The organism is Kitasatospora sp. NPDC057936 (genome assembly GCF_042887525.1).
GTDB lineage: Bacteria > Actinomycetota > Actinomycetes > Streptomycetales > Streptomycetaceae > Kitasatospora.
The window spans coordinates 1-23,739 of sequence record NZ_JBHVPD010000017.1; the positions used below are offsets into that span (position 1 = coordinate 1).

28 protein-coding genes are annotated in these 23,739 nt (G+C 71.5%); 13 read left to right on the plus strand and 15 right to left on the minus strand.

Going from position 1 to position 23,739, the window contains the following annotated elements; all coding sequences use genetic code 11:
- Positions 1–2: 2 nt before the first annotated feature.
- Positions 3–1,265 (plus strand): cytochrome P450, encoded by a 1,263-nt coding sequence (locus ACFVU9_RS11695; protein WP_387592427.1) that lies wholly within the window; start codon positions 3–5, stop codon positions 1,263–1,265.
- 54 nt (positions 1,266–1,319) lie between these two features.
- Positions 1,320–1,679: a nuclear transport factor 2 family protein gene (locus tag ACFVU9_RS11700; RefSeq protein WP_387592430.1), complete on the plus strand. Its 360-nt coding sequence runs from the start codon at positions 1,320–1,322 to the stop codon at positions 1,677–1,679.
- A 49-nt stretch (positions 1,680–1,728) separates the two neighbouring features.
- Here the strand turns inward: ACFVU9_RS11700 and ACFVU9_RS11705 are convergent, their stop codons facing one another.
- On the minus strand, positions 1,729–1,977 hold the full coding sequence (locus ACFVU9_RS11705) for a hypothetical protein (protein WP_387592433.1): 249 nt from the start codon (positions 1,975–1,977) through the stop codon (positions 1,729–1,731).
- 191 nt (positions 1,978–2,168) lie between these two features.
- A complete protein-coding gene (locus tag ACFVU9_RS11710) occupies positions 2,169–2,414 on the minus strand; it encodes a hypothetical protein (protein ID WP_387592435.1) in 246 nt (81 codons plus the stop codon).
- A gap of 236 nt (positions 2,415–2,650) precedes the next feature.
- Here ACFVU9_RS11710 and ACFVU9_RS11715 point away from each other — a divergent pair, with 236 nt between their 5' ends.
- The 3 genes from ACFVU9_RS11715 (at position 2,651) to ACFVU9_RS11725 (ending at position 4,909) form a co-directional block, all read left to right on the plus strand.
- Positions 2,651–3,529: an endo alpha-1,4 polygalactosaminidase gene (locus ACFVU9_RS11715; RefSeq protein WP_387592438.1), complete on the plus strand. Its 879-nt coding sequence runs from the start codon at positions 2,651–2,653 to the stop codon at positions 3,527–3,529.
- Positions 3,530–3,606: 77 nt separating this feature from the next.
- Positions 3,607–4,320, plus strand: coding sequence for a molybdopterin-dependent oxidoreductase (locus tag ACFVU9_RS11720; RefSeq protein WP_387592441.1), 714 nt, complete (start codon positions 3,607–3,609; stop codon positions 4,318–4,320).
- Positions 4,304–4,909 (plus strand): cytochrome b/b6 domain-containing protein, encoded by a 606-nt coding sequence (locus tag ACFVU9_RS11725; protein WP_387592444.1) that lies wholly within the window; start codon positions 4,304–4,306, stop codon positions 4,907–4,909. Before ACFVU9_RS11720 ends, ACFVU9_RS11725 begins: the two co-directional genes overlap by 17 nt.
- A 4-nt stretch (positions 4,910–4,913) precedes the next feature.
- Here the strand turns inward: ACFVU9_RS11725 and ACFVU9_RS11730 are convergent, their stop codons facing one another.
- From ACFVU9_RS11730 to ACFVU9_RS11740, 3 genes are all read right to left on the minus strand, one after another.
- Entirely contained in the window at positions 4,914–5,798 is an 885-nt protein-coding gene (locus tag ACFVU9_RS11730) for a hypothetical protein (RefSeq protein WP_387592446.1), read from the minus strand.
- A 397-nt stretch (positions 5,799–6,195) separates the two neighbouring features.
- Positions 6,196–6,381, minus strand: a complete 186-nt coding sequence (locus ACFVU9_RS11735) for a hypothetical protein (protein ID WP_380435307.1) — start codon at positions 6,379–6,381, stop codon at positions 6,196–6,198.
- Between the two features lie 79 nt (positions 6,382–6,460).
- Positions 6,461–7,234 carry a phosphotransferase enzyme family protein gene (locus tag ACFVU9_RS11740; RefSeq protein WP_387592449.1) on the minus strand — a complete coding sequence of 258 codons (774 nt, stop codon included), beginning with the start codon at positions 7,232–7,234 and terminating at the stop codon, positions 6,461–6,463.
- A 135-nt stretch (positions 7,235–7,369) separates the two neighbouring features.
- On the opposite strand from ACFVU9_RS11740, the gene ACFVU9_RS11745 reads away from it, so the two are divergent.
- Positions 7,370–7,582, plus strand: coding sequence for a cold-shock protein (locus ACFVU9_RS11745; protein ID WP_380435309.1), 213 nt, complete (start codon positions 7,370–7,372; stop codon positions 7,580–7,582).
- Positions 7,583–7,785: 203 nt separating this feature from the next.
- On the opposite strand, the gene ACFVU9_RS11750 is transcribed toward ACFVU9_RS11745, so the two are convergent.
- Complete coding sequence (locus ACFVU9_RS11750) at positions 7,786–8,637, minus strand: helix-turn-helix transcriptional regulator (RefSeq protein ID WP_387592452.1); 852 nt, start codon at positions 8,635–8,637, stop codon at positions 7,786–7,788.
- A gap of 101 nt (positions 8,638–8,738) precedes the next feature.
- Between ACFVU9_RS11750 and ACFVU9_RS11755 the strand changes: the two genes are divergently transcribed.
- From ACFVU9_RS11755 to ACFVU9_RS11765, 3 genes are all read left to right on the plus strand, one after another.
- Positions 8,739–9,446, plus strand: coding sequence for an SDR family NAD(P)-dependent oxidoreductase (locus tag ACFVU9_RS11755; protein ID WP_387592454.1), 708 nt, complete (start codon positions 8,739–8,741; stop codon positions 9,444–9,446).
- 147 nt (positions 9,447–9,593) lie between these two features.
- Positions 9,594–10,862, plus strand: coding sequence for a sensor histidine kinase (locus ACFVU9_RS11760; RefSeq protein WP_387592457.1), 1,269 nt, complete (start codon positions 9,594–9,596; stop codon positions 10,860–10,862).
- A 14-nt stretch (positions 10,863–10,876) separates the two neighbouring features.
- Positions 10,877–11,551 (plus strand): response regulator, encoded by a 675-nt coding sequence (locus tag ACFVU9_RS11765; RefSeq protein WP_387592460.1) that lies wholly within the window; start codon positions 10,877–10,879, stop codon positions 11,549–11,551.
- A 143-nt stretch (positions 11,552–11,694) separates the two neighbouring features.
- On the opposite strand, the gene ACFVU9_RS11770 is transcribed toward ACFVU9_RS11765, so the two are convergent.
- Positions 11,695–12,231 (minus strand): hypothetical protein, encoded by a 537-nt coding sequence (locus tag ACFVU9_RS11770; RefSeq protein ID WP_387592463.1) that lies wholly within the window; start codon positions 12,229–12,231, stop codon positions 11,695–11,697.
- Between the two features lie 347 nt (positions 12,232–12,578).
- Positions 12,579–13,523: a LysR family transcriptional regulator gene (locus tag ACFVU9_RS11775; protein ID WP_387592466.1), complete on the minus strand. Its 945-nt coding sequence runs from the start codon at positions 13,521–13,523 to the stop codon at positions 12,579–12,581.
- Between the two features lie 115 nt (positions 13,524–13,638).
- Here ACFVU9_RS11775 and ACFVU9_RS11780 point away from each other — a divergent pair, with 115 nt between their 5' ends.
- The 3 genes from ACFVU9_RS11780 to ACFVU9_RS11790 all read left to right on the plus strand — a co-directional run bounded on the left by ACFVU9_RS11780 (position 13,639) and on the right by ACFVU9_RS11790 (position 15,616).
- Positions 13,639–14,451 (plus strand): inositol monophosphatase family protein, encoded by an 813-nt coding sequence (locus tag ACFVU9_RS11780; protein WP_387592469.1) that lies wholly within the window; start codon positions 13,639–13,641, stop codon positions 14,449–14,451.
- 48 nt (positions 14,452–14,499) lie between these two features.
- Positions 14,500–15,144 (plus strand): NADPH-dependent F420 reductase, encoded by a 645-nt coding sequence (locus ACFVU9_RS11785; protein ID WP_387592472.1) that lies wholly within the window; start codon positions 14,500–14,502, stop codon positions 15,142–15,144.
- Positions 15,145–15,322: 178 nt separating this feature from the next.
- Complete coding sequence (locus ACFVU9_RS11790) at positions 15,323–15,616, plus strand: hypothetical protein (RefSeq protein ID WP_380435318.1); 294 nt, start codon at positions 15,323–15,325, stop codon at positions 15,614–15,616.
- A gap of 182 nt (positions 15,617–15,798) precedes the next feature.
- Here ACFVU9_RS11790 and ACFVU9_RS11795 read toward each other — a convergent pair whose 3' ends face one another.
- From ACFVU9_RS11795 to ACFVU9_RS11810, 4 genes are all read right to left on the minus strand, one after another.
- A complete protein-coding gene (locus tag ACFVU9_RS11795; RefSeq protein WP_387592475.1) occupies positions 15,799–16,572 on the minus strand; it encodes an aminoglycoside adenylyltransferase domain-containing protein in 774 nt (257 codons plus the stop codon).
- A gap of 203 nt (positions 16,573–16,775) precedes the next feature.
- Positions 16,776–17,120: an NUDIX domain-containing protein gene (locus ACFVU9_RS11800; RefSeq protein ID WP_387592478.1), complete on the minus strand. Its 345-nt coding sequence runs from the start codon at positions 17,118–17,120 to the stop codon at positions 16,776–16,778.
- Positions 17,121–17,194: 74 nt separating this feature from the next.
- Positions 17,195–17,722: a DUF2255 family protein gene (locus ACFVU9_RS11805; protein WP_387592705.1), complete on the minus strand. Its 528-nt coding sequence runs from the start codon at positions 17,720–17,722 to the stop codon at positions 17,195–17,197.
- A gap of 7 nt (positions 17,723–17,729) precedes the next feature.
- Complete coding sequence (locus ACFVU9_RS11810; protein ID WP_387592480.1) at positions 17,730–18,623, minus strand: SDR family oxidoreductase; 894 nt, start codon at positions 18,621–18,623, stop codon at positions 17,730–17,732.
- 94 nt (positions 18,624–18,717) lie between these two features.
- On the opposite strand from ACFVU9_RS11810, the gene ACFVU9_RS11815 reads away from it, so the two are divergent.
- On the plus strand, positions 18,718–19,284 hold the full coding sequence (locus ACFVU9_RS11815; RefSeq protein ID WP_387592483.1) for a TetR/AcrR family transcriptional regulator: 567 nt from the start codon (positions 18,718–18,720) through the stop codon (positions 19,282–19,284).
- 195 nt (positions 19,285–19,479) lie between these two features.
- Here the strand turns inward: ACFVU9_RS11815 and ACFVU9_RS11820 are convergent, their stop codons facing one another.
- Genes ACFVU9_RS11820 through ACFVU9_RS11830 form a run of 3 tightly spaced genes read right to left on the minus strand, consistent with a single transcriptional unit; the run spans position 19,480 to position 23,647 of the window.
- A complete protein-coding gene (locus ACFVU9_RS11820) occupies positions 19,480–20,061 on the minus strand; it encodes a DUF6262 family protein (protein WP_387592486.1) in 582 nt (193 codons plus the stop codon).
- Entirely contained in the window at positions 20,058–22,676 is a 2,619-nt protein-coding gene (locus ACFVU9_RS11825; RefSeq protein WP_387592489.1) for a tyrosine-type recombinase/integrase, read from the minus strand. Before ACFVU9_RS11825 ends, ACFVU9_RS11820 begins: the two co-directional genes overlap by 4 nt.
- The gene (locus ACFVU9_RS11830; RefSeq protein WP_387592492.1) at positions 22,673–23,647 is read right to left on the minus strand and encodes a tyrosine-type recombinase/integrase; all 975 of its coding nucleotides are present in this window, start codon (positions 23,645–23,647) and stop codon (positions 22,673–22,675) included. The genes ACFVU9_RS11825 and ACFVU9_RS11830 overlap by 4 nt, the downstream gene beginning before the upstream one ends.
- Positions 23,648–23,739: the final 92 nt, after the last annotated feature.

The following is a 23,739-nucleotide window of genomic DNA, read 5'->3' on the forward strand; positions in this document are numbered from 1 at the left end:
GGGTGCGGAGCGGGCGCGCCGTCGCCGCGCGTCAATGGCCCCGAATCTCCGTGTACGTCATATTTGGGAGAAACCCGGACCTGGAGGCTCCCATCACTTCCACCGCCACTGGCCCCGCCCTCCCCCCGCTCCACCGGCTCACCTTCGCCCCCGCCCTGCCGCCCCGGCCGACCACCCTCGCCGACGGCACCCCCGCCTGGCTGGTCACCCGCTACCACGACGTCCGCAAGGTGCTGAGCGACCCGCGCTTCACCCGCGACGACCTGAACGCCGTCGGCAGCGACGGCCGCACCGCCGAGGCGACCGGCAACCCGGCGTCGATCTTCAACCTGAACGGCGCCGACCACCGCCGGCTGCGCCTCACCGTCCAGCGCGCCTTCACCCCGCGCGCCGTCGAATCCTGGCGTCCGTGGGTCGCCGAGGCCGTCCAACGCGCGGTGGACGACCAGGCGGCGGGCGGGTCGCCGGCCGACCTGGTCGCCGCCTTCACCCGGCCCGTGCCGTTCGCCGTCACCAGTCGGCTGATGGCCCTGGAGGGCGTCGACGAGACCCGGCTGCACCGCTGGTCCCTGGCCCTCCTGGCCGAGGGCGATCAGCGGAACGACTCCGTAATGGACGAATTCACCTCCTACGCCGCCGATTTGATCGCCCGGCGGCGCCGCGCACCCGGCGACGACCTGGTCAGCAGCCTGGTCCGCGCCGCCGACGAGGACGGCGGCATCCCCGAGACCTGGCTCGTCTACCTGGTCTGCGGCCTGGCGGGCAGCGGCAACGAGAGCATCACCGGCGCCCTCGGCAACGCCTTCGTCCACCTCCTCGGCGACCGCCCCGCCTGCTGGCCCCGCCTCGCCGACCCCGCCGTCGCCGAACGCGCCACCGAGCGGCTCCTGCACCACATCCCCCTCGGCGACGACGACGCCACGACCCGGCGCGCCGTCGAGGCGGTCGAGCTCGGCGGGGTGCCGATCCCGGCCGGCGCGGTGGTCGCCGTCAGCCTCAACAGCGCCAACCGCGACGGCGCCGTCTTCCCGGACGGGGGCCTCGACGCCGACCTCGCCGCCCCGCTCGCCGCCCCCACCCTCGCCTTCAGCGCCGGCCCGCACTACTGCCTGGGCGCCTGGCGGATCCGCCTGGAGATGTGCGAGGCGCTCCACCGCCTGGCCACCGCCCTCCCCGGTCTGCGCCTCGCCGACCCCGGCGCACCGATCGACTGGCAGCTCGGCGGCACGACGCGCAGCCCGTCGCACCTGCCCGTGGTGTGGTGACCGGATCGTGGAATTGCGCGCGACCGCAGCGTGGTTGTCGTACCGTCCGGGGCCATGGACCTCGAATTCGCCACCCGCTTCGCCCAGGACTGGGCCGCCGCCTGGAACTCCCGCGACCTGGAGCGCATCCTCGCCCACTACACCGAGGACGTCGTCTTCGCCTCTCCCAGGATCCTGGAGGTCATCGGCGACCCGTCCGGCGAGGTGCGCGGCAAGGACGCCCTGCGCGCCTACTGGGCCAAGGGCCTGGACCACCTGCCGGACCTACACTTCACCGTCGAGGACGTCCGCGCCTCGGTCGACACCCTCGTCATCAACTACCGCAACGAGCGCGGCCAGGCCGTCGCCGAGGTCCTGACCTTCCGCGACGGCCTGGTCTGCCGCGGCTTCGGCGCCTACGGCCCGGCGGCGTGACACGGCGGAGCACCCCGGTCGCCCGGGGCGCTCCGCCCTCACCCGTGGGTCAGATCCAGACGACGTAGCGGTCGTTGAACTCCCCGCCGAGGCAGAACTCCCGGCGCTCGCGGATGTCGGTGGCCACCCAGCCGCCACCCTCCTCACACTGCAGGGCGGTGACGGGCGGCTCGGTGTGCCGGACGTGTGCGGGGTGCCCGGCGGCCCCGGCGTGCTCGGCGGCGAAGGCCGGACCGCCCATGGAGACGGCGACCGCGGAGAGGAAGGCGGCGGCGGTGATGCGCTTGGAAATGGTCATGCCCGGCCAACGACCCTGGCCGTCCACGGTCACCGCCGCGTCACGCGGCCGTGGGCCGGCGCAGGTCCCCAGCCATCTCCGGAGCGTTATCAGAGGGCGCACCAATCGGGTGCCCCCCGGCCCCCGGCCCCGCCTCCCGCCGGTGCCCACCCCCGATGGTCCGGGCACCGACGGGCCGGCGGATCAGCCGATCAGCTCGCCATGCACTTGGCGTACGCCTTGTTGGCGCGGCGCAGCGCCCCGCCGTGGGAGTACCCGTTCTCGCGGTAGTGGTAGTAGGTGACGGTGAACTCGACGTCGCAGTCGGCGGCGCCGGCGAGGGCCGCCGCGTGCGTGCCCGCCGGCGCGGCCTCTGCCGCCTGGGCGGCGCCGACGCCCGAGAGCACGACGGCCGCGGCGAAGCCGCCGACGACCAGGGAGCGGTGCAAGCGCTTCATCAACTGGGCTCCTTCTCAAGGGGTTTGACGTGCACCGTCATTCTGCGGCGGCGGCCGTGGCCGTTCCTATCCCAGACTTGTGGGACGGATTCCGGGCCTGCCGCGCCGATTGATCGGGCGTGAACGGAGCATTAAGCGTTCATTGGGATTCGGTCCCGGGCCCCCGTGCGGGGCCGGGGGTGATCCACTGCCCGGTAAGGTGAGCCTCAGTGCCACCACCCCCTTGGAGACCGACGATGTCCATCAGCCCTGTCCGTCGCCGGGTCGCCGCGGCGCTGGCCGTCTCGGCCGCGGCCGCGCTCGTGCTGTCGTCGTGCAGCTCCTCGTCCGACGGCGGGGACGACTCCGACTCGGACAGCGCGACCACGGCCCCCGCCACCGGCCCGTCCCTGCCGCCGCCCACCAGCGTCACCCTGCCGCCCGAGCACACGGGCTTCGACTACCAGATCTCCTCGCCCTACCAGCCCCCGGCCGGGGTGCAGGTGGTCAGCCGCGACCACGGCGCGGCGCCGGCCGCCGGGCTGTACAACATCTGCTACGTCAACGCCTTCCAGGCCCAGTCCGGCGCCGAGAAGGACTGGGAGCCGGACCTGCTGCTCCGCGACGGCGGCGGCAAGGTCGTCTACGACACGAACTGGAACGAGGCCCTCCTCGACGTCCGCACCGACGCCAAGCGCCGGCGCATCGCGGCGAAGGTGAACGGCTGGATCGACGAGTGCGCGGCCAAGGGCTTCAACGCCGTCGAGCCGGACAACTACGACAGCTACACCCGCTCCGACAACCTGCTCACCGCGGCCGACGTCGAGGCGTTCCAGACGGTGATCGCCGCCCACGCGCACGAGAAGAAGCTCGCGATCGGCCAGAAGAACACCGTCGAGCTGGCCGGCGACCGCCAGAAGGTCGGGCTGGACTTCGCCGTCGCCGAGGAGTGCGGCGAGCAGGACGAGTGCAACGGCTACGTCGACGCCTTCGGCGACCACGTCTACGTCATCGAGTACACCGACAAGGGCCTGTCGAAGGCCTGCAAGGGCTGGGGCGACAAGCTGAGCATCGTCCGCCGGGACAAGAACGTGCTGCCGCAGGGCAAGGCGGGCAACGTCCGCAAGACCTGCTGAGCCCGGATGTGACGAAACCCTGACGACCGGGCTGCGCCCCTGGTCAAGACGGGGGCGGACCTGGTCGAATCGGCGGCGTGGACAGTACAGCGCACAACGGGAAGGGCACCCCGGTCGGCCGCCGGGTCGTGCTCGGGCTGCTCGGCCTCGGCGCGGTCGGCGTCGCCGCCGGGCCGTACCTGCAGAAGGCCCAGGACACCGTGGCCGGCAAGGACCCGACCGGCCTGACCGGGCTCCTCCCCGGGGGCGGCGGCTTCCGGTACTACTCGATCACCGCCTCCGTCCCCGAGCGGACCGCCGAGACGTACACCCTGAGCGTCGACGGCCTCGTCGACCGCCCCGGCACCTTCCGCCTCGCCGAACTCCAGGCGATGCCCCAGCGCCGGATCGTCCACGACGTGCAGTGCGTGACCGGCTGGCGCGTGCCGGACACCCCCTTCGAGGGCGTCCCGCTGTCGCACCTGCTCGACGCGGCCGGCGTGCGGCCCGGCGCGCGGGCCGTGCGGTTCAGCTGCTTCGACGGCGCCTACACCGAGAGCCTCTCCCTCGACCAGGCCCGTCGCGACGACGTCCTCGTCGCCCTGCGCATGCAGGACGCCCCGATCTCCCACTCCCACGGCGGCCCGGCCCGGCTCTACGTCGCGCCGATGTACTTCTACAAGTCCGCGAAGTGGCTCTCCGGCATCACCGTCACCGACGCGGTGCAACCCGGCTACTGGGAAGAGAACGGCTACGACGTCGACGCCTGGGTCGGCCGCTCGAACGGACGTGACGATGCACCGACCTCCTGACCTCCTGCGCCGCTTCACCCGCGCCGAACGCTGGGTCCACCGCGTCACGGCCGCCCTGATGCTGGTCTGCCTCACCACGGCCGCGTTCCTGTACGTGCCGCCCCTGGCCGAACTCGTCGGCAGGCGACGGCTGGTGGTGACGATCCACGTGTGGTGCGGCCTCGCCCTGCCCGTCCCGCTGCTCCTCGGCCTCGCCTCCCGCGCCCTGCGCGCCGACCTGTCCCGCCTGAGCCGCTTCACCCCGACCGACTGGGCCTGGCTGCGCGCCCTGCGCTCCCGCGCGCCCGACCGCCCGGCCGGCAAGTTCAACGCGGGCCAGAAGCTCTACGCCCAGTGGACCCTCGGCGCGATCCTCGTCATCGTCGGCACCGGCCTGCTGATGTGGCTGACCCACCTCTCCCCGCCGTCCTGGCGCACCGGCGCGACCTTCGTCCACGACTGGCTGGCCGCCGCGATCGCCGTCGTCACGATCGGCCACATCCGCATGGCCGTCCGTGACCCCGAGGCCCGCCTCGGCATGCGCACCGGCCTGGTCGACCGGAGGTGGGCCGCCCGCGAACACCCGGAGTGGGACCCGGAGCGCACGTAGGGCGTCAGCGGCCGGCGAGGACGTCCGCGCTCTTGCGCAGCGCCGCGTCCAGTTCGCGGCGCTCCGTCTGGAGCGCGGGCACCCGCTGCTCGAGCGCCTGCTCCTGGAGCCGGACCTCGGCGTCGAACCAGACCTTCGCGACGTTGCTGCGGGCGCGGCAGGCGAGGTCGGCGAGCGCGGTGTCGATCTCGGTCCGCGACACGTCCGTGCCCTTGAAGCGGCGGTCGTCGCTCGCGTCGAGGGGCTCCTTGTAGACGAAGCCGCGCCCCTTCATGCACGAGGACCAGGCCCCGAACGCGGCCACGACCTCCGGCTCGCGCTTGGAGCGCATGAAGGCGTCGTTGCCGAGCGTCTGGGCGAGCGCGCCCCAGGTGCGGTCGCCGCCGCCCAGACGCTGCTTGCTCTGCACGCCGCACGCCTGCTCCGCCTCGGCGGCGGCGCCCGTGGTGCCGGCCGCGAGGCCCTTCGCGATCGCCGCGTCGTAGGCGGCCTGCTCCGCCGCGTCCGGGTGGTAGCCGCGCTCGGCCGACAGGGCGGCGTCGTGGATGCCGTAGCGCCAGTCGGTGAGGGTCTTGGGGCCGAGCCTCGGCAGTTCCGGCGGCGCCGAGTAGGCGTGGCCGGCCTTGCGCATGCAGTCGCCGACGAGGGTGGTCATCGCCCGGCCGAATCGCCGGGACTCCTCGTCGGTCGGCAGGTGGGCCTCCATCGGCAGGCGCCAGGTCGCGGGGTTCGCGGGGTCGGCGGCGGCGGTCGTGGTGGGACTGGTGGTCCCGGCCACCGACGGGGTGGGACTGGTTGTGTCGGCCGCGGACGGGGCTGGGCCGGCGAGTCCGCGGTCGACGACGCCGGAACACCCGGCGGCCGTCCCCGCCACGACGGCGGCGGCCACGGCGGTGGCGGACCACCGACCGAGAGCGGAAAGTCTCGTAGCCATCATTCCTGAACTCCAGTGCGTTCTTTCGCGATCGCCTTCGTTCGCGGATTTCCAGGAGTGCGGGGAATTGCCGTCGAGACGTCGGGGATGTGCATTCTTGCCGTGCTGACTTTGCCAATCCTTGGAGGAGGCATGGCCATTACAGCACCGGCGCAACGGGCAAAACGGACACTCGGGAGGCCCCTTGGTAACGGTTTGACATCGTCTGTGTGCTGCCTGGGACTGCTCCCGCCGATCGGAGGGGCCGCCGGAATGCTCCCCTCTGGCCGGTGGATTTCGGCGATTCGTGCGGGGGCGGTGACCAGAAAGCGCCCCACCGGTGACAGGGGGCCGGTGGGGCGGGCCCGATGGCCTACATGTCGTGCTCGCGCGGCTTGTCGAGCCAGCCGCCCGCGGTCACGTGGGTGTCGTGGCCGACGCCGTTGACCCAGTGCCAGTTGGACGGGGACCCGCCGGAAGCGGTTGCCGACGTCGCCGCGCCGGTGCCGAGGGCGACCAGGGCGGCCGCGGCCATGCCGACCAGTACACGCGTGATCATGGTGGTCCTCCAGGACCTCGAAGGGGTTGGTGCCCCTACGGGACCAGTCACGCGTAGACGTTCGGTCAACGCCGGTCGCCTACGGTCGGAGCGCGGCGGTCAGGTAGGCGCCGTGGCGGGCGATGTGGGCGGCGTCCCGCTGGTAGAGGCGGTCGTGACCGGCGGCGATGTGTCCGGCGAAGGCGGCGTTCCCGGCGGCGGCCTGGTCGTGCATGAGGCGGACGAGGTGGTCGAGACGGAGGCGGGCCGTGTCGGTCACCGCCTCGCGGTCGTCCGGGCTCAGGCGGTAGGCGTCGGCCAGGACGCGCAGCCGTCGGGCCTGGTCTTCGAGGGGCAGGTGGAAGTCGGGGTTGGCCGGATCGGTGAGGGGTGCGAAGCGGTAGGCGGCGTAGGCGAAGTCCCAGACGCGGGGGCCGGGGTGGGCGGTGTCGAAGTCGATGAGCGCGACGGGCCGGCCGTCCCGGAAGACGCAGTTGTAGGGGGCGACGTCGCCGTGGCAGACCACCTCGGCGGGTTCCCGCGCGGGCAGGAACCAGGTGGCGTCCGGCGGCGGGGTGAAGTCCGCGGTGGCGTCGTGGAATTCGCGCAGCAGGGCGCCGACGGCGACGAGGGCGTCATCGGTCAGTGGCCGGTGCCCGACGTCGCCCGGGATGAAGTCGAGGACCTCGCGCCCCTGGGGGTCCAGCCCGTGGGCGCACGGAGCACCGGCGAAGCCGCGCCGGTGGACGTGATCGAGGAGGGCGTGCACCGTCGCCGTCCACGGCCCCGACGGGCGCCGAACGGTGGCCCCCACCCGGAAGACCCGGTTGACGCCCCCGCCTGCCAGTTCCACTTCCCGCTGATCATCCGTCATGACCGGGCATGCTACTGCCGCGGCCGGTGCCGTCACGGCGCGACCCGGATGGCCCAACTACCGTTCGTGTTTGCGGACGCGCTCTGCGTGAGAGGATCGCGGGGCAAGGCGATCCGCGTGCGACAAGGAGAAGACATGGCCGACCGTCAGAACGGCACCGTGAAGTGGTTCAACGAGGAGAAGGGCTACGGCTTCATCAGCCCTGAGTCCGGTCCGGACCTCTTCGTGCACTTCAGGGCCATCGAGGGGCAGGGCTTCAAGTCCTTGATGGAGGGCCAGAAGGTCTCCTTCGAAGCCGTTCAGGGCCAGAAGGGCATGCAGGCCGACAAGGTCCGCGTCGAGCAGTAGGACGCCGGCGGTGCGGACGGGGGGTACCCGGTCGCGTACGCCGAGCACCGTCCGGACGACGCGCAGGTCGCGGCGCGGTGGGCGCTGGAGCCCGCGCCCGGCCTGCGCGTGCTGGACGTCGGTGCCCTCGGGGCCGGGGCGGGCAAGCCGGTGGTGCTGAGCGCCGACGCCACGGCGGTCGGGCCCGGCGCCGGTGTCAGGTTTCACCCGACGCCCTCGCCGGCGACCTTGACCAGTGCCTGCGTGCCGATCACCGCCAGCAGCGCCAGCCGTTCGGCGTCCTCGGCGCCGGGTTCGGCCGTGTAGACCATGATCCGCAGATCGCTGCCCGCGACGCTGAGCACGTCGCAGTCCAGCGTCAGCGGTCCGACCTGCGGGTGGTCGATGGTCTTGCGCGAGGCCTCCTGGTGTCCCACCGCGCCGGAGTCCCACAGCTCGGCGAACCGCTCGCTGTTGCCGCGCAGATCGGCGATCAGACGCCGCAGTCGCAGATCCGCCGGGTAGCGGCTCGCCGCCGCCCGCAGGTCGGAGACGACCGCGGTCTCCAACGCCCGCCGGGACTCCGGCGTGTGGCGGACCCGGCTGCCCGAGCCGAGGAAGTTCCGCCACGCCCCGTTGCGCTCCTTGCCGTGCTGTTCACCCATCAGCGCGGTGTAGAGCGGATTGGCCAGCAGCAGCGTCCACGCCGCGTCGTAGACCGCGACGGGTGCGCCGGTCAGCCGGTCCAGCATCCGTTGCACGCTGGCCGTGATGTAGGCGGGCACCGTGCCGCGTCCCGGTGCTACCAGCCCGGCGACCCGGAACAGATGCTCACGTTCCTCCGCGTTCAGTCGCAGCGCCCGCCCCAGCGCCTCGACGACCTGCTCCGACGGGTTGGCCGCCCGGCCCTGTTCGAGGCGGGTGACGTAGTCGACCGAGATCCCGGCCAGCAGCGCCAGCTCCTCCCGGCGCAGTCCGGCCGCGCGCCGATGGCCGCCCGCCGGCAGGCCGGCCGCCTCCGGCGGGACCCGGTCACGCCAGCGCCGCACCGTCCGCCCGAACTCCGTGGTCGCCATGCCACCACTGTGCACCGTCCCGCCCGCGGGTGCCTGGTACCGGTAGTCCCAGGAAGGCCGGACGCCTGGCTGACGGCATCGCCGCGCAGCATCGTGGAGGCATGACCACGACACTGATCACCGGAGCGAACAAGGGGCTCGGGTTCGAGACCGCCCGTCGACTCATCGCCGCAGGCCACACCGTGTACATCGGCAGCCGGGACCCCGAGCGCGGGCGTCGCGCCGCCGAGCGGTTGGGCGCGCGGCCGGTCGTCATCGACATCACCGACGACGCCTCGGTCGCCGCAGCGGCGAGGACCGTCGAGGCCGGCGGCGGCCTGGACGTGCTGGTCAACAACGCCGGCGTGGAGGAGCGGGCCGAGGACAACGGCATCATCGGTGCGGCGGACGTCACCGCCGACCTGATGCGGAGCACGTTCGAAACCAACGTCTTCGGCACGGTACGCGTCACCCATGCGTTCCTCCCGCTGCTGCAGCGCTCCGCCGCCCCCGTGATCGTGAACCTCAGCAGCGGCCTGGCCTCGCTCACCCGCGTCACCACCGCCGGCACCCCCGCCTACGCGTACCCCGGCGTCGTCTACCCGGCCTCCAAGGCCGCCGTCAACATGATCACCGTGCAGTACGCCAAGGCGTTCCCGAACATGCGCATCAACGCCGTCGAGCCCGGCTTCACCAAGACCGACCTCAACGGCAACACCGGCATCCAGACCGTCGAACAGGGTGCCGAGATCATCGTCCGCATGGCCGGCCTCACCCCGGACGGCCCCACCGGCACCTACACCGACGCCGAAGGCCCGCTGCCCTGGTAACCGCCCCGCCCCCGACGGCCGCCCCGGCCGACGATCACGTCTTCGCCCTGCAGGAGCGTGTGCTCCAGCCCGCACCTTGGGACTTCCCCTGCGGGCCGAGCCCGTGCCGTCAACCCCCGCCCATGGCAGTGTCGTTAGGCTGCCCGGATGCAGACAGACGTGCCCCCGTCCCCGGTCAAGGGGCTCCCGGGGCCTCCGGGGCGGCCGGCGTGGCTGACCGAGACGCACCGGTGCGTCATCGACGCGCTGCTGGCCCTGATCCTGGCCGCCGCCACGCTGTCCTTCGCCTACCAGTACCACCCGCCGGGCTGGCCGCCGTTCGACCGGACCGCCGCCGCCCTCTGCCTGGTGGTCAACCTGCCGCTGGCCGTCCGCCGGCTCGCCCCGGTGGGTGTCCTGCTGGTCTCGTGCGCGGCGCTCCTGGCCTACACCGTCGGCGGGTACCAGCCGTCGGCCAACATCTGGGCGCCGCTGTTCGCCGTCTTCACCCTCGCCGCCCGGCGTCCGACCCGCACCTCGGTGGCCGGCGCCTGTTTCGCGGCGCCCGTCTGGCTGTGCAGCGCGATGGCCACGAAGGTGGTCTCCCCGGACGTGGCGCTCGCCCAGGTGGTGCTCGGGGTCGGGACGGCCTGGGCGTTCGGTCTGACGTTGCGGATCCTGGGCGAGCGGAACCTCCAACTCGCCGCGCTGACCTTGCGGTTGCAGCACGAGCAGGCCGCCAGGATGCGACACGCGCTGACCGAGGAACGGCTGCGGATCGCCCGCGAGCTGCACGATGTGATTGCCCATCACATCTCGGTCGTCGCGGTGCAGGCCGGTCTGGCGGGCTACGTGTTCGAGAGCGATCCCACTACGGCGCGCTCGGCGCTCGACACGATTGCGGGCAGCAGCCGGGAGGCCCTGGAGGAGATGCGCGGACTCCTCCACGTCCTGCGGGTGCCGCCCGAGCAACCGGACGGCGGGAGCGGGCAGCCGGAGGAGCCCGCGCCGGGGCTGGCCCGGTTGCCGGCGCTGATCGAGCGGGTCGAGGCGGCCGGGCTGACGGTCGAGCTGACGGTGGCCGGCGAGCCGTACCCGCTCGCACCCGGCCCGGACCTCGGCGCCTACCGGGTCGTGCAGGAGGCGCTCACCAACGTGCTCAAGCACGCCGGCCCGGCCGACGTGCGACTGTCCCTGGACTACCGGCCCGGCCGGCTGTCGGTCGGCGTCCGCGACGGCGGCCCGACGGCCCGCAATGGCGCGCCCGTCCCGCCCGGCGTCAGCGGCGGTCACGGGCTCATCGGCATGCGCGAACGGGTCGAGGCGCACGGTGGTATGTTGCGTGCGGGCTCGCTGCCCGACGGGGGGTTCGAGGTGGTGTTCACCCTGCCGGGACCGGGCGCCGGGTCCGCGGGGGGCGGCCCCGATCGCGGGTAGGGGGAGACCGGCGCATGACCACCGTGCTCGTGGTGGACGACCAGATCCTGGTGCGGGCCGGCCTGGCCGCCCTGATCCACGCGGCGCCCGGCCTCGACGTGTGCGGACAGGCCGCCGACGGGGAACAGGCCATCGCGCTCGCGGCCCGATTACGACCCGACGTGGTCCTGATGGACATCCGGATGCCGGACGTCGACGGCATCACCGCCACCGAACGGATCCTCGCGCAGGCCGTGGATCCGTTGCCCAGAGTCCTCGTCCTGACCACGTTCGACCTCGACGAGTACGTCTACGGGGCCCTGCGGGTCGGCGCCAGCGGCTTCCTGCTCAAGGAGACCCCGCCGGAGCGGCTGCTCACCGCGATCGAGGTCGTCGCCGGCGGCGACATGCTCTTCGCCCCCAGCGTCACCTGCCGCCTGATCGAGGCGTACGCCCACCGGATCGGCCAGGAAGCCGACGCACCAACGGAGTTGGATCCGCTCACCGCGCGCGAACTCGACGTGCTGCAACTCGTCGGCGCGGGCCTCGGCAACTCCGAGATCGCCGACGAACTGGCGGTTACCGTCGGCACGGTGAAGACCCACCTCAACCGCATCATGACCAAGGTGGGCATCTCCAGCCGCGCCCAGGCCGTCGTCCTCGCCTACGAGAGCGGCCTGATCACCCCGCGGCGCGCCCTCCCGGGATAGGCCCGCCCGCGGTGCGGAGTCTCGGAGTCTCGGAGTCTCGGACGAGGAGGACGCGCAGCTCGGCCTGGGCGCGTTCGACGTTCGGACCGGTCCCTGCGGCAACGACCTCCGTACTCGTTGCCGCAGGGCGTCCGGCGCGTTCGTCAGCCGCAGTTCAGATGCTCCGGGCTCCGGCTGACCCACTTCTGGATGATCTCGAATCCGGGGTACTGCGGCTTCGGCTTCGTCCAGGTGGCCACGATCGTGTAGTTGCTCCTGCTGAAGTTGCGGCACTTGTACCTGGGGTTGATGTCACCCTTGCGCGTGGCGGTCTTCTTGTCGACCTGGTGGCCGTTCTTCTGCAGCTCCAGCGACAGGTGGGTGAGGCCGCAGTCGTAGAGCCGGCCGCCGGCCTCCACGTACCAGTCCCGGCCGATCTTGCGCGGGTACGGCTTCCACAGGTCGGGCGATGCGCAGCCCTTGGGGAGGTTCGGCGTCCCGACGGTCTGAGCGAACGGCGTGGCGGCGCCGGTGCTCACGGTCCCGTCGGCGTCGCTCGTGGGCACGGCGACCCACTCCGAGGACATGTCGGCGACGGGACCGGCGTCGGCCGCCTGAGCGGGAACGGTCAGGCCCAGGGTGGCGAGTCCTGCGAGGGTGGTGGTGACCGCGAGTGTGGTCATGCGCTTGCGCAGATCCATGGATCGGTTCCTTCCATCTCTGGGTTGCGGTGCGGCTGTTCACTCGATCCGGCAAGGCTGGGCACGAACGGCCGGCCGGCTCACGAGCTGCCGCCGACGCCCGCCCCGGGCCGATGAGTTGTTCACTCGGCCGCCTTCCGGCGAGTGCATGGACATAGTGCCGGGCAACGGGAGGTGCGGTCGTCAGCCCAGTGGGGCAGCGGTCCGTCAACCCTCGCGGTATGCGCGCAGTGGGCCTGCATCCCCCGCGGACGGCCACACCCCGCCGAGTGTCGGTCGCCGCACTCCGGTTGTGTGTTCACAAGAGCGGGAGTCGGCTGCCGGAGGCCTTTCCCCGGGCGTATCCGTCACTGCCCGGTCCGGTTGGTGAGGGGCTGTTGAGGGGCGGTCGGTGGTGCGAATAGTGCCTGGACGGTTTCGGTGGCCAGGTCTCGCAGCCAGGTGTGGGCGCGGTCGTCGTCGTAGCGCTGGTGCCACAGCAGGTACAGGGGGACCTCGGGCAGCGGGAGTGGCGGCGGCAGTGTGGCGAGGCCGAGTTGTTCCCGGGCTGCGCGGGTGACCGCGTCGGGGAGGGTGACGACCAGGTCGGTGTCGAGGACGAGTTGCAGGGCGAAGGCGGTGGTGGGCCCGGCGGCGACGACGCGTCGTTCGAGGCCGCGGGTGGTCAGGGCGTCGTCGATCGGGTCGCGCAGGCTTCCGCGTCGCGAAACGGTGAGGTGTTCGGCGGCTGCGTAGCGCTCGATGCTCAGCGGACCTTCGGTGAGGGGGTGGCCTGGTCGGACGGCGACGACCAGCCGGTCGCTGCCGACCAGGCGGTGGCGGATGTCCGGGAGCGTCGGGGCGCCGGCGCTCGATTCGAGGTCGACCTCACCCCGGCGCAGCTCGGCGTCGTCCGTCCCGGGTTCGGCCGACAGGCGCAGCCGGACGCCGGGGGCCTGGCGGTGGACGGCGGTGATCAGGGCGGTGCCGCAGGCGGCGGTCAGGGCGTCGTGCCAGCGCACGGTGAACACCCGGTCCAGAGCTGCCAGGTCGAGTTCTTGCTGTGCGGACAGGAGTTGGTGGGCCTGCTGTACGAGGGCGTGGACCTGGGCGCGCATGGCCAGTGCGCGGGTGGTGGGGACCATGCTGCGGCCGGTGCGGACCAGGATCTGGTCGCCGGTGGCCTTGCGGATGCGGCCCAGGGAGCGGCTCATCGCCGGTGCGGTGACGTGGAGGCGTGCTGCGGCGCCGGCGACGCTGCCCTCTTCCAGCAGTGCGTCCAGGGCCGTGAGCAGGTTCAGATCCAATTGCATGCCAGTAACTCTATAAGTGAATAGCATGCACTTGTTGTTAATGACCGGGGGTCCTACCTTCGAAGTGCAGGCGCGAGACAAGCCGCCCGCACACATCGAACGCAGGGAGCCCGCCATGAGCACAGCCATGCCTTTCGCCGCCGACACGACGCTGCTGCCCGAGGTGACCGCCGCGGTGAGGACCGCAGGCCTCACGCTGCGCGACCGCCACACCTCGCACGCCCGGGGCGTGAGTCTGGACGAGGTCGTCGCCGAGATCCACGCCAACGACGACGCGGTGCTGGACGTGCTGCGGGAGCCGCTGCTGCGGTCCCGGCCCGGATCGCGGTGGGCCGAGGACGAGCTGGCCGGCGGTGCGCTCCCGCCCGGGGAGTGGTGGGTCGTCGACCCCGCCGAGGGCAACATCAACCACGTCCACGGCATGGAGGACTGGGCCGTCACCGCCACCCTGGTCCGCGACAACCAGCCGGTCCTCACCGTCGTCCACCTGCCGCTGACCGGCGACACCTACACCGCCGTCGCCGGCGGCGGCGCCCGCCTCAACGGCCGGCCCCTGAACGTGTCCGCCAAGACCGATCTGGGCGCCGCGCTCATCGGCACCGGCCAGGCCAGGCCCGGCGAGGACGTGCGCACCTTCCGGCGGATCGGCGACTCGGTCACCGCCATGCTCATCAACGGCCTGGTCGTGCGCGTGTCCGTGCCCGCCACGATGCAGCTCATCCACGTCGCCGCCGGACGCACGGACGCCTTCTGGCAGTTCTCCGACGTCCGCTCCGGCCTGGTCGCCGGCGCCCTGCTGGTCTCCGAGGCCGGCGGCACCGTCACCGACCTGGCAGGCGAACCCTGGCACACCGGCAGCCGCGACTTCCTGGCCGCCGCCCCCGGCATCCACACCGCCGCCCTCAAGGTCCTGTCGACCATCGCCTGACCGGACACCTCCGCCCCACCCACCCGATACCGCAAGGAGCATCACCTCATGACCAGCATCGGCATCCTGGGCGCCGGCCGCGTCGGCGCCAACCTCGCCGGCAAGCTCGCCGCGGCCGGACACCGTGTCACCCTCGGTGTCCGGAACCCGGAAGAGACCGCAGTCCTTGCCGCCGGCATCGCCCCGCAGATCGCCTTCGCCGACCAGCGCACCGCCGCCCGCACCGCGGACATCGTGATCAACGCGACGCCCGGCGACATCTCCCTGGACCGCCTGGCCGGCCTGCGCACCGAGCTCTCCGGAAAACTCCTCGTCGACGTTTCCAACGCCATCCGCGACACCGACGACGGCCTGCCCGGCGACCTGTGCTACCCCGGCAGCAGCCTCGCCGAGAAGCTCCAGGCCGCGCTCCCCGACACCCATGTGGTCAAGACCCTCAACACCATGTTGTTCATGGTCATGACCGCTCCCGAAACCCTGGCCGTCCCACCGACCGCCTATCTCTCGGGCGACGACCAGAACGCGAAGAAGACCGTCACCGGCCTGCTCGGCGACCTGGGCTGGCAGCCCGCATGGATCGAGGACCTCGGCGGCATCACCACAGCCCGCGCCACCGAGGCCATGATCCTCGTGGTTCCCCACATCCTGCGCCGACACGGCTTCAAGCCCTTCGCTGTCTCCCTCGCCCGCTGACCCATCAAGACCGGGTCCGGACCAAAACCAGCAGCGGGCTCGTGCGAGCCAGCCGGGCGCCGGCACGGACAACGCTCGCTGAGCTGCAAGGGGACGCCCGTTCCCGAGTACAGAGCCGTCCCTCGGGCGCGGCGGCCGAGATCCTGCCTCGCTCCCCATAGCCCCCATACCGACCCGGGTGCCGAATACCCCTGGGGTCCTGATCACCCGGATCGACCTCGCCGCCACGCAGACCGTGCTCCAACGCGCCATCATGAAGGCGGACATCAGCCGCGCCGCCGGCAACGCCTCCGTCAGCGCCGTCTCCTACAACCGGGACGACGCCCGCGTGCGGCGGGACGCCTGGCGGGCGGACGACCTGGAGTCCCAGCGCCGCCAGGCCATCGCCGCCCGCGCCTTCGTCGAGCGCCCTGGCGTCAGCACGCTGACCATTCCCTGTCCGCCGCTTGGTTCACTCATCTATCCTTCCTGACATGTAATTGACGGATTATCAGTTCCCTGAGCCTTTTCGGCCTTGCTGCTCCAGGGTGAGGACGGCCTTGGCCGCTGACGTAAGCCGGCTCGGGCTGCAGCGGGGGTGACGGAAGACCCGCCGGCGCTTGAAGGTGGCCACGCCTCGTTCGACGGGGTACCGGAAGCGGGCGTGGGCTCGGTTCAGCCGGCGAAAGACTCCGCGTAGACACCGAAGGCGTACATTGCTTCGAGGCTGCCTGGTCGTGGCGGGTCGGTCGGGTCCCAGCCCAGCTCGCGGTCCTGGATCACCTGGGTGAGCAGGGGGCGCCAGCGCGGGTCGAGGGTTTCGCGCGCCCATTCGAGTGCGCCGCGCTTGGAGGCGACCTCGCCGGTGTGCAGGGTGAACAGTGCCCGGCAGTAGGTGGTGACGGCGTAGCGCTGACTCCAGGCCATGTCGAAGTTGGCCCAGGTCCGCAGGTCTTCCATGAGGCCCGGCAGCATCTCGTGCATCGATTGGCGCAGGGCCTGGGGTGGCACTGGGTCGACGAGGTCGGTGACCGGGGGGCCGGCGAGGGTGATTCCGTGGTTCCTGAGGATCCAGCGGGTGTGCGGGCTGTTGCAGTGGGCGTCCCGGATCAGCTCGCGGTGGCCGTGGTCGCAGAACAGCCACGGTGTTCCGAGCCCGGCGACGGTGCGCAGGGACGTGGTGTCCGCGTAGGAGCCCTCCAGGTGCTTGGTCCAGAAGCCCGGACGGGTGGGAATCTCGTCGTGGAGCCGGCGGAGCTCCGCCTCTGTGGCCCCGGTGGGCAGGACGGTGGTGGCAACGATGAAGTCGCAGTCGCTGTGCAGGTCTCCGGCGCCCAGTGCGAAGGAGCCCTGCAGGTAGGCACCGACGAATGTGTCGCCGAGGATGGCGCGGACCGCGTGGACGAACTCGGCCAGGAGCGCGTCCAGCTCCCGGTGCGGGGTGAACATGGGGGATCTCCATACCCGTTGAAGTGGAATGGGCTCACGGGCGCGGCGGAGATGATCGGGATGTGCCGCCGCGTTCAGGCGCGGCGGATCTGCCCTGCGGCGAAGCAGTACGACGTCATGTGATGGACGGTAGCCGTCGCCCCCTTCGCTGAGCAATCGAGATTCCAGTGGGCGGATCGCGTGGCGGTCTCCTGGGCGGAAGGTCACTCGCCTCGGGGGAGTGCCGGCGGATCGGTCAGAGCCTGGTATCGGGTGAAGGCTTCCTGGGCGTCGGGGACGAAGGTCGGGCTGCGGATCGCGTCCCGGAGTTCGGCTTCGGTGAGCCAGGTGTGCCAGGCGATCTCCGAAGCATCCGGAGTGATCAGCTGGGTGATGGTGGCCTCGTGCACGCCCAGCCAGTAGGGGCTGATCGCTCCGCGGCAGAGATACTTGAAGACGAGTCGTGTGGAGGTGTGGACACCGATCTCCTCGGCGAGTTCCCGGGCCGCTGCGGCCTCGTACGTCTCACCCACGTTGACGGCGCCGCCCAGCAGCCAGTTGTACTCCACTTTACCGACCGCAGGAGCTCGGATACCGGCTCTGAACTGCGACGATTCATAGACTACATGTCCGTGACGGTGCCTCACCATCTTCTAGTGTCGCCCGTTGGGGTGCTTCTCGACTTCGTCGCCTGACTGGGTCCGGGACATCCCGCAGGCTCCCGCCTCCTGCCACTGATCGGCGTGTACCGAGCACATCGCGTAGCGCTTCCAGCGCAAGCGCGCACAGTCAGGACCGTGCAGCTCCAGGGATAGACCGGGTGGATCGGCGGGATCTTCAGTACCCCGCCGCGCAGCACCGGGTCCAACTCGGGCCCGTTGACAGCACGGTGAGCATCTCCAGCCGGTCCCGTTGTGCGCGGGCATCCTGCCGCGGCATTCGGCATGGGCTGTGGTGCCGGCGCGCCCGGGACACGGATGCGGGCGTGGACGGAGGCGAGCGCGTCACCGAACCGGCCGGTGTCGCGGCGGTGCCAGCTTCGGACTTGGACCTGGTCGGCGACGGTGACCACCCGGACTGGGACGGGACGGCGGAAGATGCCGACGGGGCGCTGGACGGTGATGTGCAGCTCGGCCACCGCGGCGATCCGGGTCAGGGCGTCGCGGGCCAGGCGGTCATCACGGCGCGGCCAGGAAGTCGCCGAGGTCGGCGAGGAGGTCGGGGCCGGACGGTGCCCAGCCGAGCGTGTCGCGGGTGATCTTGCTGGACGTGGGGTTGTCCATGCCGACGAACATGGCCAGGTGGCCGAAATGCTCGGCGGCGGCGGTGACCGGTGCGACCGGGACGTTCAGGTGGCGGCCGATCACGGCGGCGATGTCACGCAGGGGGATGCCCTCCTCGGCGACGGCGTGCAACCGGGAGCCGGCGGCTGCGGACTCCAGTGCCAGCCGGTAGAGACGGCCGACGTCGCGGGTGTGGACGGACGGCCAGACGTTGGAGCCGTCGCCCACGTAGCCGGCCAGCCCGCTCGCCCGGGCGAGCTCGATCAAAGCCGAGGCCAAACCGAACCGGCCCGCGCTGTGGACCGTCGGCGGCAGTCGGACGACCGAGCTTCGCACGTCCTGCTCGGCCAACGCGACCACGACGTTCTCGGCCTCTATCCGCAGGCCGCCGGGCAGCACGTCGTGCTCGGTGAGCCGCCCGTGGAAACCGGCGAGGGTCAGCGCGCCGGTCGCGTTCGTCCCCACGAACGGCCGGCTCGACCCGCTGAGCGCGGCGCCCATGGCCTCGATCGCCCGCAGGTCGGCCGCTGCGGCGCCGGCCAGGTCTCCCCCGTACTGCTGGTCGTGCTGAAAGGCCAGATGGATGACGCCGTCGGACTCGGCGGCGGCCGCGCGGAGGCCGTCGAGGTCATTCAGGTCGCCGTGCCGCACGTCGGCGCCGAGCGACCGTACGACCTGTGCCGCGCGATCCGAACGGGCCAGCCCGGTGACGGTGTGGCCGGCAGCCAGCAACTCGGGGACGACCTCGCTGGCGACATGACTGGACGCGCCGGTGACGAAGACACGCATCTTGCAACTCCTGTAGACCGCTAGGGTGATTGCATCTTGTGAAATCAGCGTAGCACTCGTGACTGCACATCATGCAATGACCTATCCTTGTGGCATGCCGAGATGGAAACCAGACGGGTTCGAGCGCCTGCAGGCGGCCGCGTTCGACCTGTTCGAAGAGCAAGGCTTCGAGCGCACGACGGTGGCCGAGATCGCCCAGCGGGCCGGCCTGACGCAGCGGACGTTCTTCAATCACTTCGCCGACAAGCGCGAGGTGCTCTTCGGCTTGGGCTCAGAGTTTCAGGTACGGATCGTCGCCGAGATCACCGCCTGCCACGCGTCCGTCCCGCCACTCGACGCCGTCGTGCGCGCCCTGCAGGTTGTCGGCGAAGCGACGTTCGAGGGCATGCGCCTCGCGGTGGCCCGCCGCCACGAGATCGTCAACGCCAACCCGGAGCTGCAGGAACGGGAACTCGGCAAGCAGGCGTCTCTCACCAAGGCCGTCGCCGCCGGGCTCCAGGCGCGGGGCGTCGACCTGGACACCGCGCTCCTCGCCGCGGGCGCTGGCATCCTCGTGCTTGAGACGGCGATCCGCCTGTGGACGCGGCCGGGCGAGACCCGGCCGCTGCGGGATCTTCTTGCCGAGGTGCTGCAATCGCTACGCGCGACCGTGAGTCTCTGACGTCGCAATGCGCGGTTTGACTACCACAACGACAGCCACCAAGTGTTGCTCTGCGACTCCGCCACTTGATCGTTCGGGCTCAGGGGCAGAGGTTCGTCCGTGACCTCGGCGATGAACTTCAACAGCATCGGCTCAGCGTGCGTCATGGCCGGCGGCCGTCTCACCGGGGTGAGACGGCCGCTGGCCAGGTGCGGGTCATCCTGACGAGGACAGGATCTGGGCTTCGAGGTCGGCGACGCGGCGGTCTTGGAAGCGCAGATTGGAGCGGGCGGCCTTGAGTCGCTCGTCGAGGGTGCGGTTGTCGGCGGTGAGCTGACGGACGCGCTGCTTGAGCGTGGTGTTCTCGGTGGTGATCCGCCGGATGGCCTCCTCAGTCCACTCGGCCTGCAAGTCGCGGATCTGGCCGAGGAGTTCGCCCATGCGGGTGCGCTGGACGAGAATCTCGGCGTGGGCGGCCTTGAGAGCGTCCTCGGCGTTCAGGGCGCGTTCGCGCCAGATGGCTTCCTGCTGGTCGTCCTGGTCGGCGAGCATGCGGGTGCGGCGCGCGTCGGCCTCGGTCATGGCGGCGGCGACTGCGGCGCGGGCGTCGGGATTGTCGTAGAGAAAAGTGCGGGAGACGTCCGCCCGCCGGGCGACGGCGGCGACGCTGACGTGGGCCTTCTCACGGCGGAGCCGGGTGAGGGCGTCATGGACGCGTCCGACGGCGGCCTCGGTGGTTCGGCGTCGAGCTGCGAGCGCGGCGGCTGTGCGAGGGCCGGGGACGGTGGTGGCGTTCATGCGCACGCCTCCCCACTGGTGGTGTCCTCTCCGCCGTACTGGTCTTCGTCCTGCTCGGCGGCGTCGGCGAGGTCGGCGGCGCGGAAGGCGGTGGACCACACGCGGTGGAAGTAGTCCTGGGGCTTGCGCAGGTCCAGGGCGAGAGCGTCGTCCAGGAGGCCGAGGCCAGCCAACGCCTTCTCCAGACCGTCGATGGCGCGAGCGGTGGGCTCGAAGTAGCGGTGGAGGTACTCCGCGGTGGCGTTGTCGGGGGCGCCCTCGGCCAGCAGCCGCCACTGCTCACGCTTGCGGTGCCAGTAGAGGAGGTCGGCGCCGGAGAGGACGAACTTGTCGCAGTTGTGGCAGTCCAGGTTCCACGGGCAGGCGCCGCCCTCGACGACGGGCTGGAAGGTGCAGAACCCGCCCTCGGCGGGCGTGCTGCGGCGGGACAAGTCGATGGCGAGGGCCTGGGCTTGCTCGCGGGTGAGCGGGGTGATGTCTCCGGTGAGGAGTTCGCCAGGGTTGGCGGTGCCGGGGCCGGCGACCCAGACGCGCTGGAGGACGTCGTCGAGGTCGGACTGGGTCAGGTGCACATAATGCTCCGCCATTCGATCACTGACCTGCCCCATGTATCGGCGGATGTGGGTCAGGCTCGCCCCGGCCCGCAGCAGCCGGGTCGCCAGCGTGTGCCGGGCTTGGTGGGCGACGTAGTGACCGCCCAGGTCGAGGTCGGTGATCCAGTTGCGCAGGCCAGAATGGAACCAGGTGTAGGACAGGGCGCGACGGCCGTCGGGGTTGAGGATGTCGGTGGGGAACAGGGCCAGGTGGGCGCGCTCGGCGGGGGTGGGCGCGCGGCCGGCGTGGCGGTCGGCGAAGTGCGCCAGGGTCTTGCGGTGGCGTTCCTCCAGCCGGTCCAGGAGCCGGTCGGGGATGCGGATGGCCGCGTTTAGGTTGCCGACTTTGGTCTGGTCGTGCCAGAGCACAGGCAGCCCGCCGTAGCGGCCGATGCAGTCCAGCCGCAGCTGGATGACCTCGTTGGCGCGCCGGCCGGTGATGATGATGGCTTCCCAGACATCCCGCAGGCCGCGGTCGTGCGGGTCGTAGTCCTCGGCGAGGTGCTGCAGGTTGCTCTCGGCTGCGAGGGCGCGGGCGACCTCGTCGGGGAAGGGATTGCGGCTGCGGGGCGTGCCCGGGCCGCCGACCGGCATGGCGGTGATGAAGGCACGGTTCAAGCCGATCCGTTCGGCGCTGCCGTTGTCCAGCGCGCCGCGCAGCACGGCCCGGCCGTAGTTGAGCACCATCCGGCGCATGTTCTCGGTGACCTTCGACTTCTTGCCGTCCAGGCGGGCCTGGCCACGGAAGGCAAGACCGAGGCGTTCGCGGTTGCGCAGATCCGCGACGAAACCATGGGTATGTTCCTCGCGCAGTGCCCTGGGATCGTGGCCGCCGTCCGGCGCCTCGGCCTCCAGGAATGCGCTCAGCTCGGCGCCCGCGCGGCGTTGGTAGTCCACCGGCTGGGCGCTGCGCGGGCATGAGGGTGAGCGCAGCACGTCGGCGATGTGGTCCCACAGCAGGTCGCGCAGCCACCGCTGGGAGATACAGGTCAGGTCGATGTAGCTGGAGCGGTGTGGGAAGCGCACGCCGAAGTGCTCGGTCTCGATGTAGCCGGCATCGCGGCTGTCGGAGGGGTTGAAGTAGACCTTCCGCAGGGCTTCTTGCATCTCCTGGACCATGCGCAGGTGGTAGTCGCGGTGGAAGACGGACGGGTCCAGGCCGGCGAGGGACGCCACGTCGCGACGCTGGCACTCGTCCGCGAGCGACTGCACCCACGGCAAGTTCCACACGGCGGTGGGCTGCAGGCCGTGGACATACAGGCCCCACTGGAACTCGGCCCGCAGCAGGGGCCGCAGGCCGCGCAGGTAGATCCGCCCCGTGCGGTGCACCGGCAACTGCGCGCGGCACCAGGAGCGGAAGGCGATCTGGTCGTCGCAGGAGATGGGGACGGGTCGGTCGTGCCGCTCGAAGGTGGCGAAGAAGTTCTTCGGCAGCCGGGCCCCGCCCGGGCGCCCGGCCCGGATGTAGCCGCGCTCGTGCGCGCCGCACAACCCCAGCGGCGAGGAGGCCAGTTCGTCGCACACCTCCGCGCGGCACTCGCCGTAGCCCGGGCAGGGCTGCTGATCGGCCAGCCACCTCTCGAACCCTCCGTCCTCCTCACCGGCGCCGGGGTGCCGCTTCAGGTGGCTCAGCCACCGGTTGCGATGCCGGAAGCACACCACCAGGCGCAGGCTGAAGGCCGGTCGCTGCGGGCAGATCCGGCACATCATCTCCTCCGGGGCCTCCGACGCCGCCAACGGCTCTGCCATGCGCAGGAACTGGGCCCGGCTCATCCCGCTCGCCTCTGCCTCCTGCCACTGATCGGCGTGCACCGAGCACATCGCGTAGCGCCTCCAGCGCGAGCGCGCGCAGTCAGGGACCGTGCAGCTCCACGGATAAACCGGGTGGGTCGGCGGGATCTTCAGTACCCCGCCGCGCAGCACCGGGTCGAACTCGGGCCCGTTGATCAGAACGGTCAGCACCTCCAGCCGGTCCCGCTGTGTGCGGGCATCCTGCCGTGGCAGCAGGGAAGGCGCGGTCACTGGGCCCCACCCCAGACCGTGCGCAGGGCGGTGTCGAAGGCCGGGTCATGGATGTCGACATGCCCGTAGACCTCGTCGACCATCGCGGCAGAGGCCCAGCCGCCGGCATCCCGGGCGATCAGCAGGTTGCCACCGGCCGCGTCGAGCACCGCAGAAGTGAAGTTGTGCCGGAAGGCATGGGGTTTCACCACGCCGAGCCCGGCACGCTTCCCGGCCCGGCCGAGCATCCGGCGAGCCCCGACCGGCGCCCACGGCTGCCCGAAGTCCATGCCATGGAGCTGGACCAGGAGCATGCCGTGCCGGGTGCCGCGCGGGTACTCGCCGGTGAGGTACTCGAAGTAGGTGTGCACCATCGCCGGGCTGACCCGCTTGATCAGCCCACCGGTCACCGTGCCGCCCTCGATGCGCCAGGGGAGCTTGGTCTTCGCCTCGGCCCGGTTCGGGTTGCCGGGCCGGTGGCAGACGTGGACGTGCGGGGCGCGGCACTCCCCGCAGGCCGCGTTCTCCCGCAAGTGCAGGTCCACCAGGTGCAGCCCGCAGAGCTCGCCGATCCGCAGGCCGCCGTCGGCCAGCCAGGTCACCACCAGCCGGTCGCGGGCGGCGTTCACCACCGCCAAGAGCTTCTCCCGTGCGCCGTCGGGGAGCATCTTCGGGTGCCGGCGGCGCGGCCGCGTCGGCGCGAGCGGGTTGGTAGGCATGGAGTTCTTCACGTGTCCCAGGAACGCGCGGCGCCGGTCCGCCCGCGTGGGCAGCCGCGAGGTGTCGAGCGTCTTGCCGAGCTCGCCATTCACGCCCAGGGACGACTGGTGCAGGTAGAAGCCCTTCAGACAGGCCGCCGCGGTCGACAACGCGGAGCGGCCGTAAGGGCGCTTGCCAATCCGCCACGGTTCACCGAGCGGCATGAGGACCTCCGCGCCGACGATGCCCATGTAGCGCTCAAGATCCCGCAGCACGACCTTCTCGAAGGCCAAGCACTCACGCTCCAACCACCGCAGATGGTCCACCAGGTAGTACGCATAGGTCCTCTGCGTTCCCGACCCGTCGTACACGCGCAGGAACCGGT

What these genes read in the sequence shown, in the direction of transcription:
- ACFVU9_RS11700 (WP_387592430.1), top strand. Translation starts at nt 1,320, where the DNA reads ATGGACCTCGAATTCGCCACCCGCTTCGCCCAGGACTGGGCCGCCGCC.
- ACFVU9_RS11705 (WP_387592433.1), bottom strand. Translation starts at nt 1,977, where the DNA reads ATGACCATTTCCAAGCGCATCACCGCCGCCGCCTTCCTCTCCGCGGTC.
- ACFVU9_RS11710 (WP_387592435.1), bottom strand. Translation starts at nt 2,414, where the DNA reads ATGAAGCGCTTGCACCGCTCCCTGGTCGTCGGCGGCTTCGCCGCGGCC.
- ACFVU9_RS11715 (WP_387592438.1), top strand. Translation starts at nt 2,651, where the DNA reads ATGTCCATCAGCCCTGTCCGTCGCCGGGTCGCCGCGGCGCTGGCCGTC.
- ACFVU9_RS11725 (WP_387592444.1), top strand. Translation starts at nt 4,304, where the DNA reads ATGCACCGACCTCCTGACCTCCTGCGCCGCTTCACCCGCGCCGAACGC.
- ACFVU9_RS11735 (WP_380435307.1), bottom strand. Translation starts at nt 6,381, where the DNA reads ATGATCACGCGTGTACTGGTCGGCATGGCCGCGGCCGCCCTGGTCGCC.
- ACFVU9_RS11740 (WP_387592449.1), bottom strand. Translation starts at nt 7,234, where the DNA reads ATGACGGATGATCAGCGGGAAGTGGAACTGGCAGGCGGGGGCGTCAAC.
- ACFVU9_RS11745 (WP_380435309.1), top strand. Translation starts at nt 7,370, where the DNA reads ATGGCCGACCGTCAGAACGGCACCGTGAAGTGGTTCAACGAGGAGAAG.
- ACFVU9_RS11750 (WP_387592452.1), bottom strand. Translation starts at nt 8,637, where the DNA reads ATGGCGACCACGGAGTTCGGGCGGACGGTGCGGCGCTGGCGTGACCGG.
- ACFVU9_RS11755 (WP_387592454.1), top strand. Translation starts at nt 8,739, where the DNA reads ATGACCACGACACTGATCACCGGAGCGAACAAGGGGCTCGGGTTCGAG.
- ACFVU9_RS11760 (WP_387592457.1), top strand. Translation starts at nt 9,594, where the DNA reads ATGCAGACAGACGTGCCCCCGTCCCCGGTCAAGGGGCTCCCGGGGCCT.
- ACFVU9_RS11765 (WP_387592460.1), top strand. Translation starts at nt 10,877, where the DNA reads ATGACCACCGTGCTCGTGGTGGACGACCAGATCCTGGTGCGGGCCGGC.
- ACFVU9_RS11770 (WP_387592463.1), bottom strand. Translation starts at nt 12,231, where the DNA reads ATGGATCTGCGCAAGCGCATGACCACACTCGCGGTCACCACCACCCTC.
- ACFVU9_RS11775 (WP_387592466.1), bottom strand. Translation starts at nt 13,523, where the DNA reads ATGCAATTGGATCTGAACCTGCTCACGGCCCTGGACGCACTGCTGGAA.
- ACFVU9_RS11780 (WP_387592469.1), top strand. Translation starts at nt 13,639, where the DNA reads ATGAGCACAGCCATGCCTTTCGCCGCCGACACGACGCTGCTGCCCGAG.
- ACFVU9_RS11785 (WP_387592472.1), top strand. Translation starts at nt 14,500, where the DNA reads ATGACCAGCATCGGCATCCTGGGCGCCGGCCGCGTCGGCGCCAACCTC.
- ACFVU9_RS11795 (WP_387592475.1), bottom strand. Translation starts at nt 16,572, where the DNA reads ATGTTCACCCCGCACCGGGAGCTGGACGCGCTCCTGGCCGAGTTCGTC.
- ACFVU9_RS11810 (WP_387592480.1), bottom strand. Translation starts at nt 18,623, where the DNA reads ATGCGTGTCTTCGTCACCGGCGCGTCCAGTCATGTCGCCAGCGAGGTC.
- ACFVU9_RS11815 (WP_387592483.1), top strand. Translation starts at nt 18,718, where the DNA reads ATGCCGAGATGGAAACCAGACGGGTTCGAGCGCCTGCAGGCGGCCGCG.
- ACFVU9_RS11820 (WP_387592486.1), bottom strand. Translation starts at nt 20,061, where the DNA reads ATGAACGCCACCACCGTCCCCGGCCCTCGCACAGCCGCCGCGCTCGCA.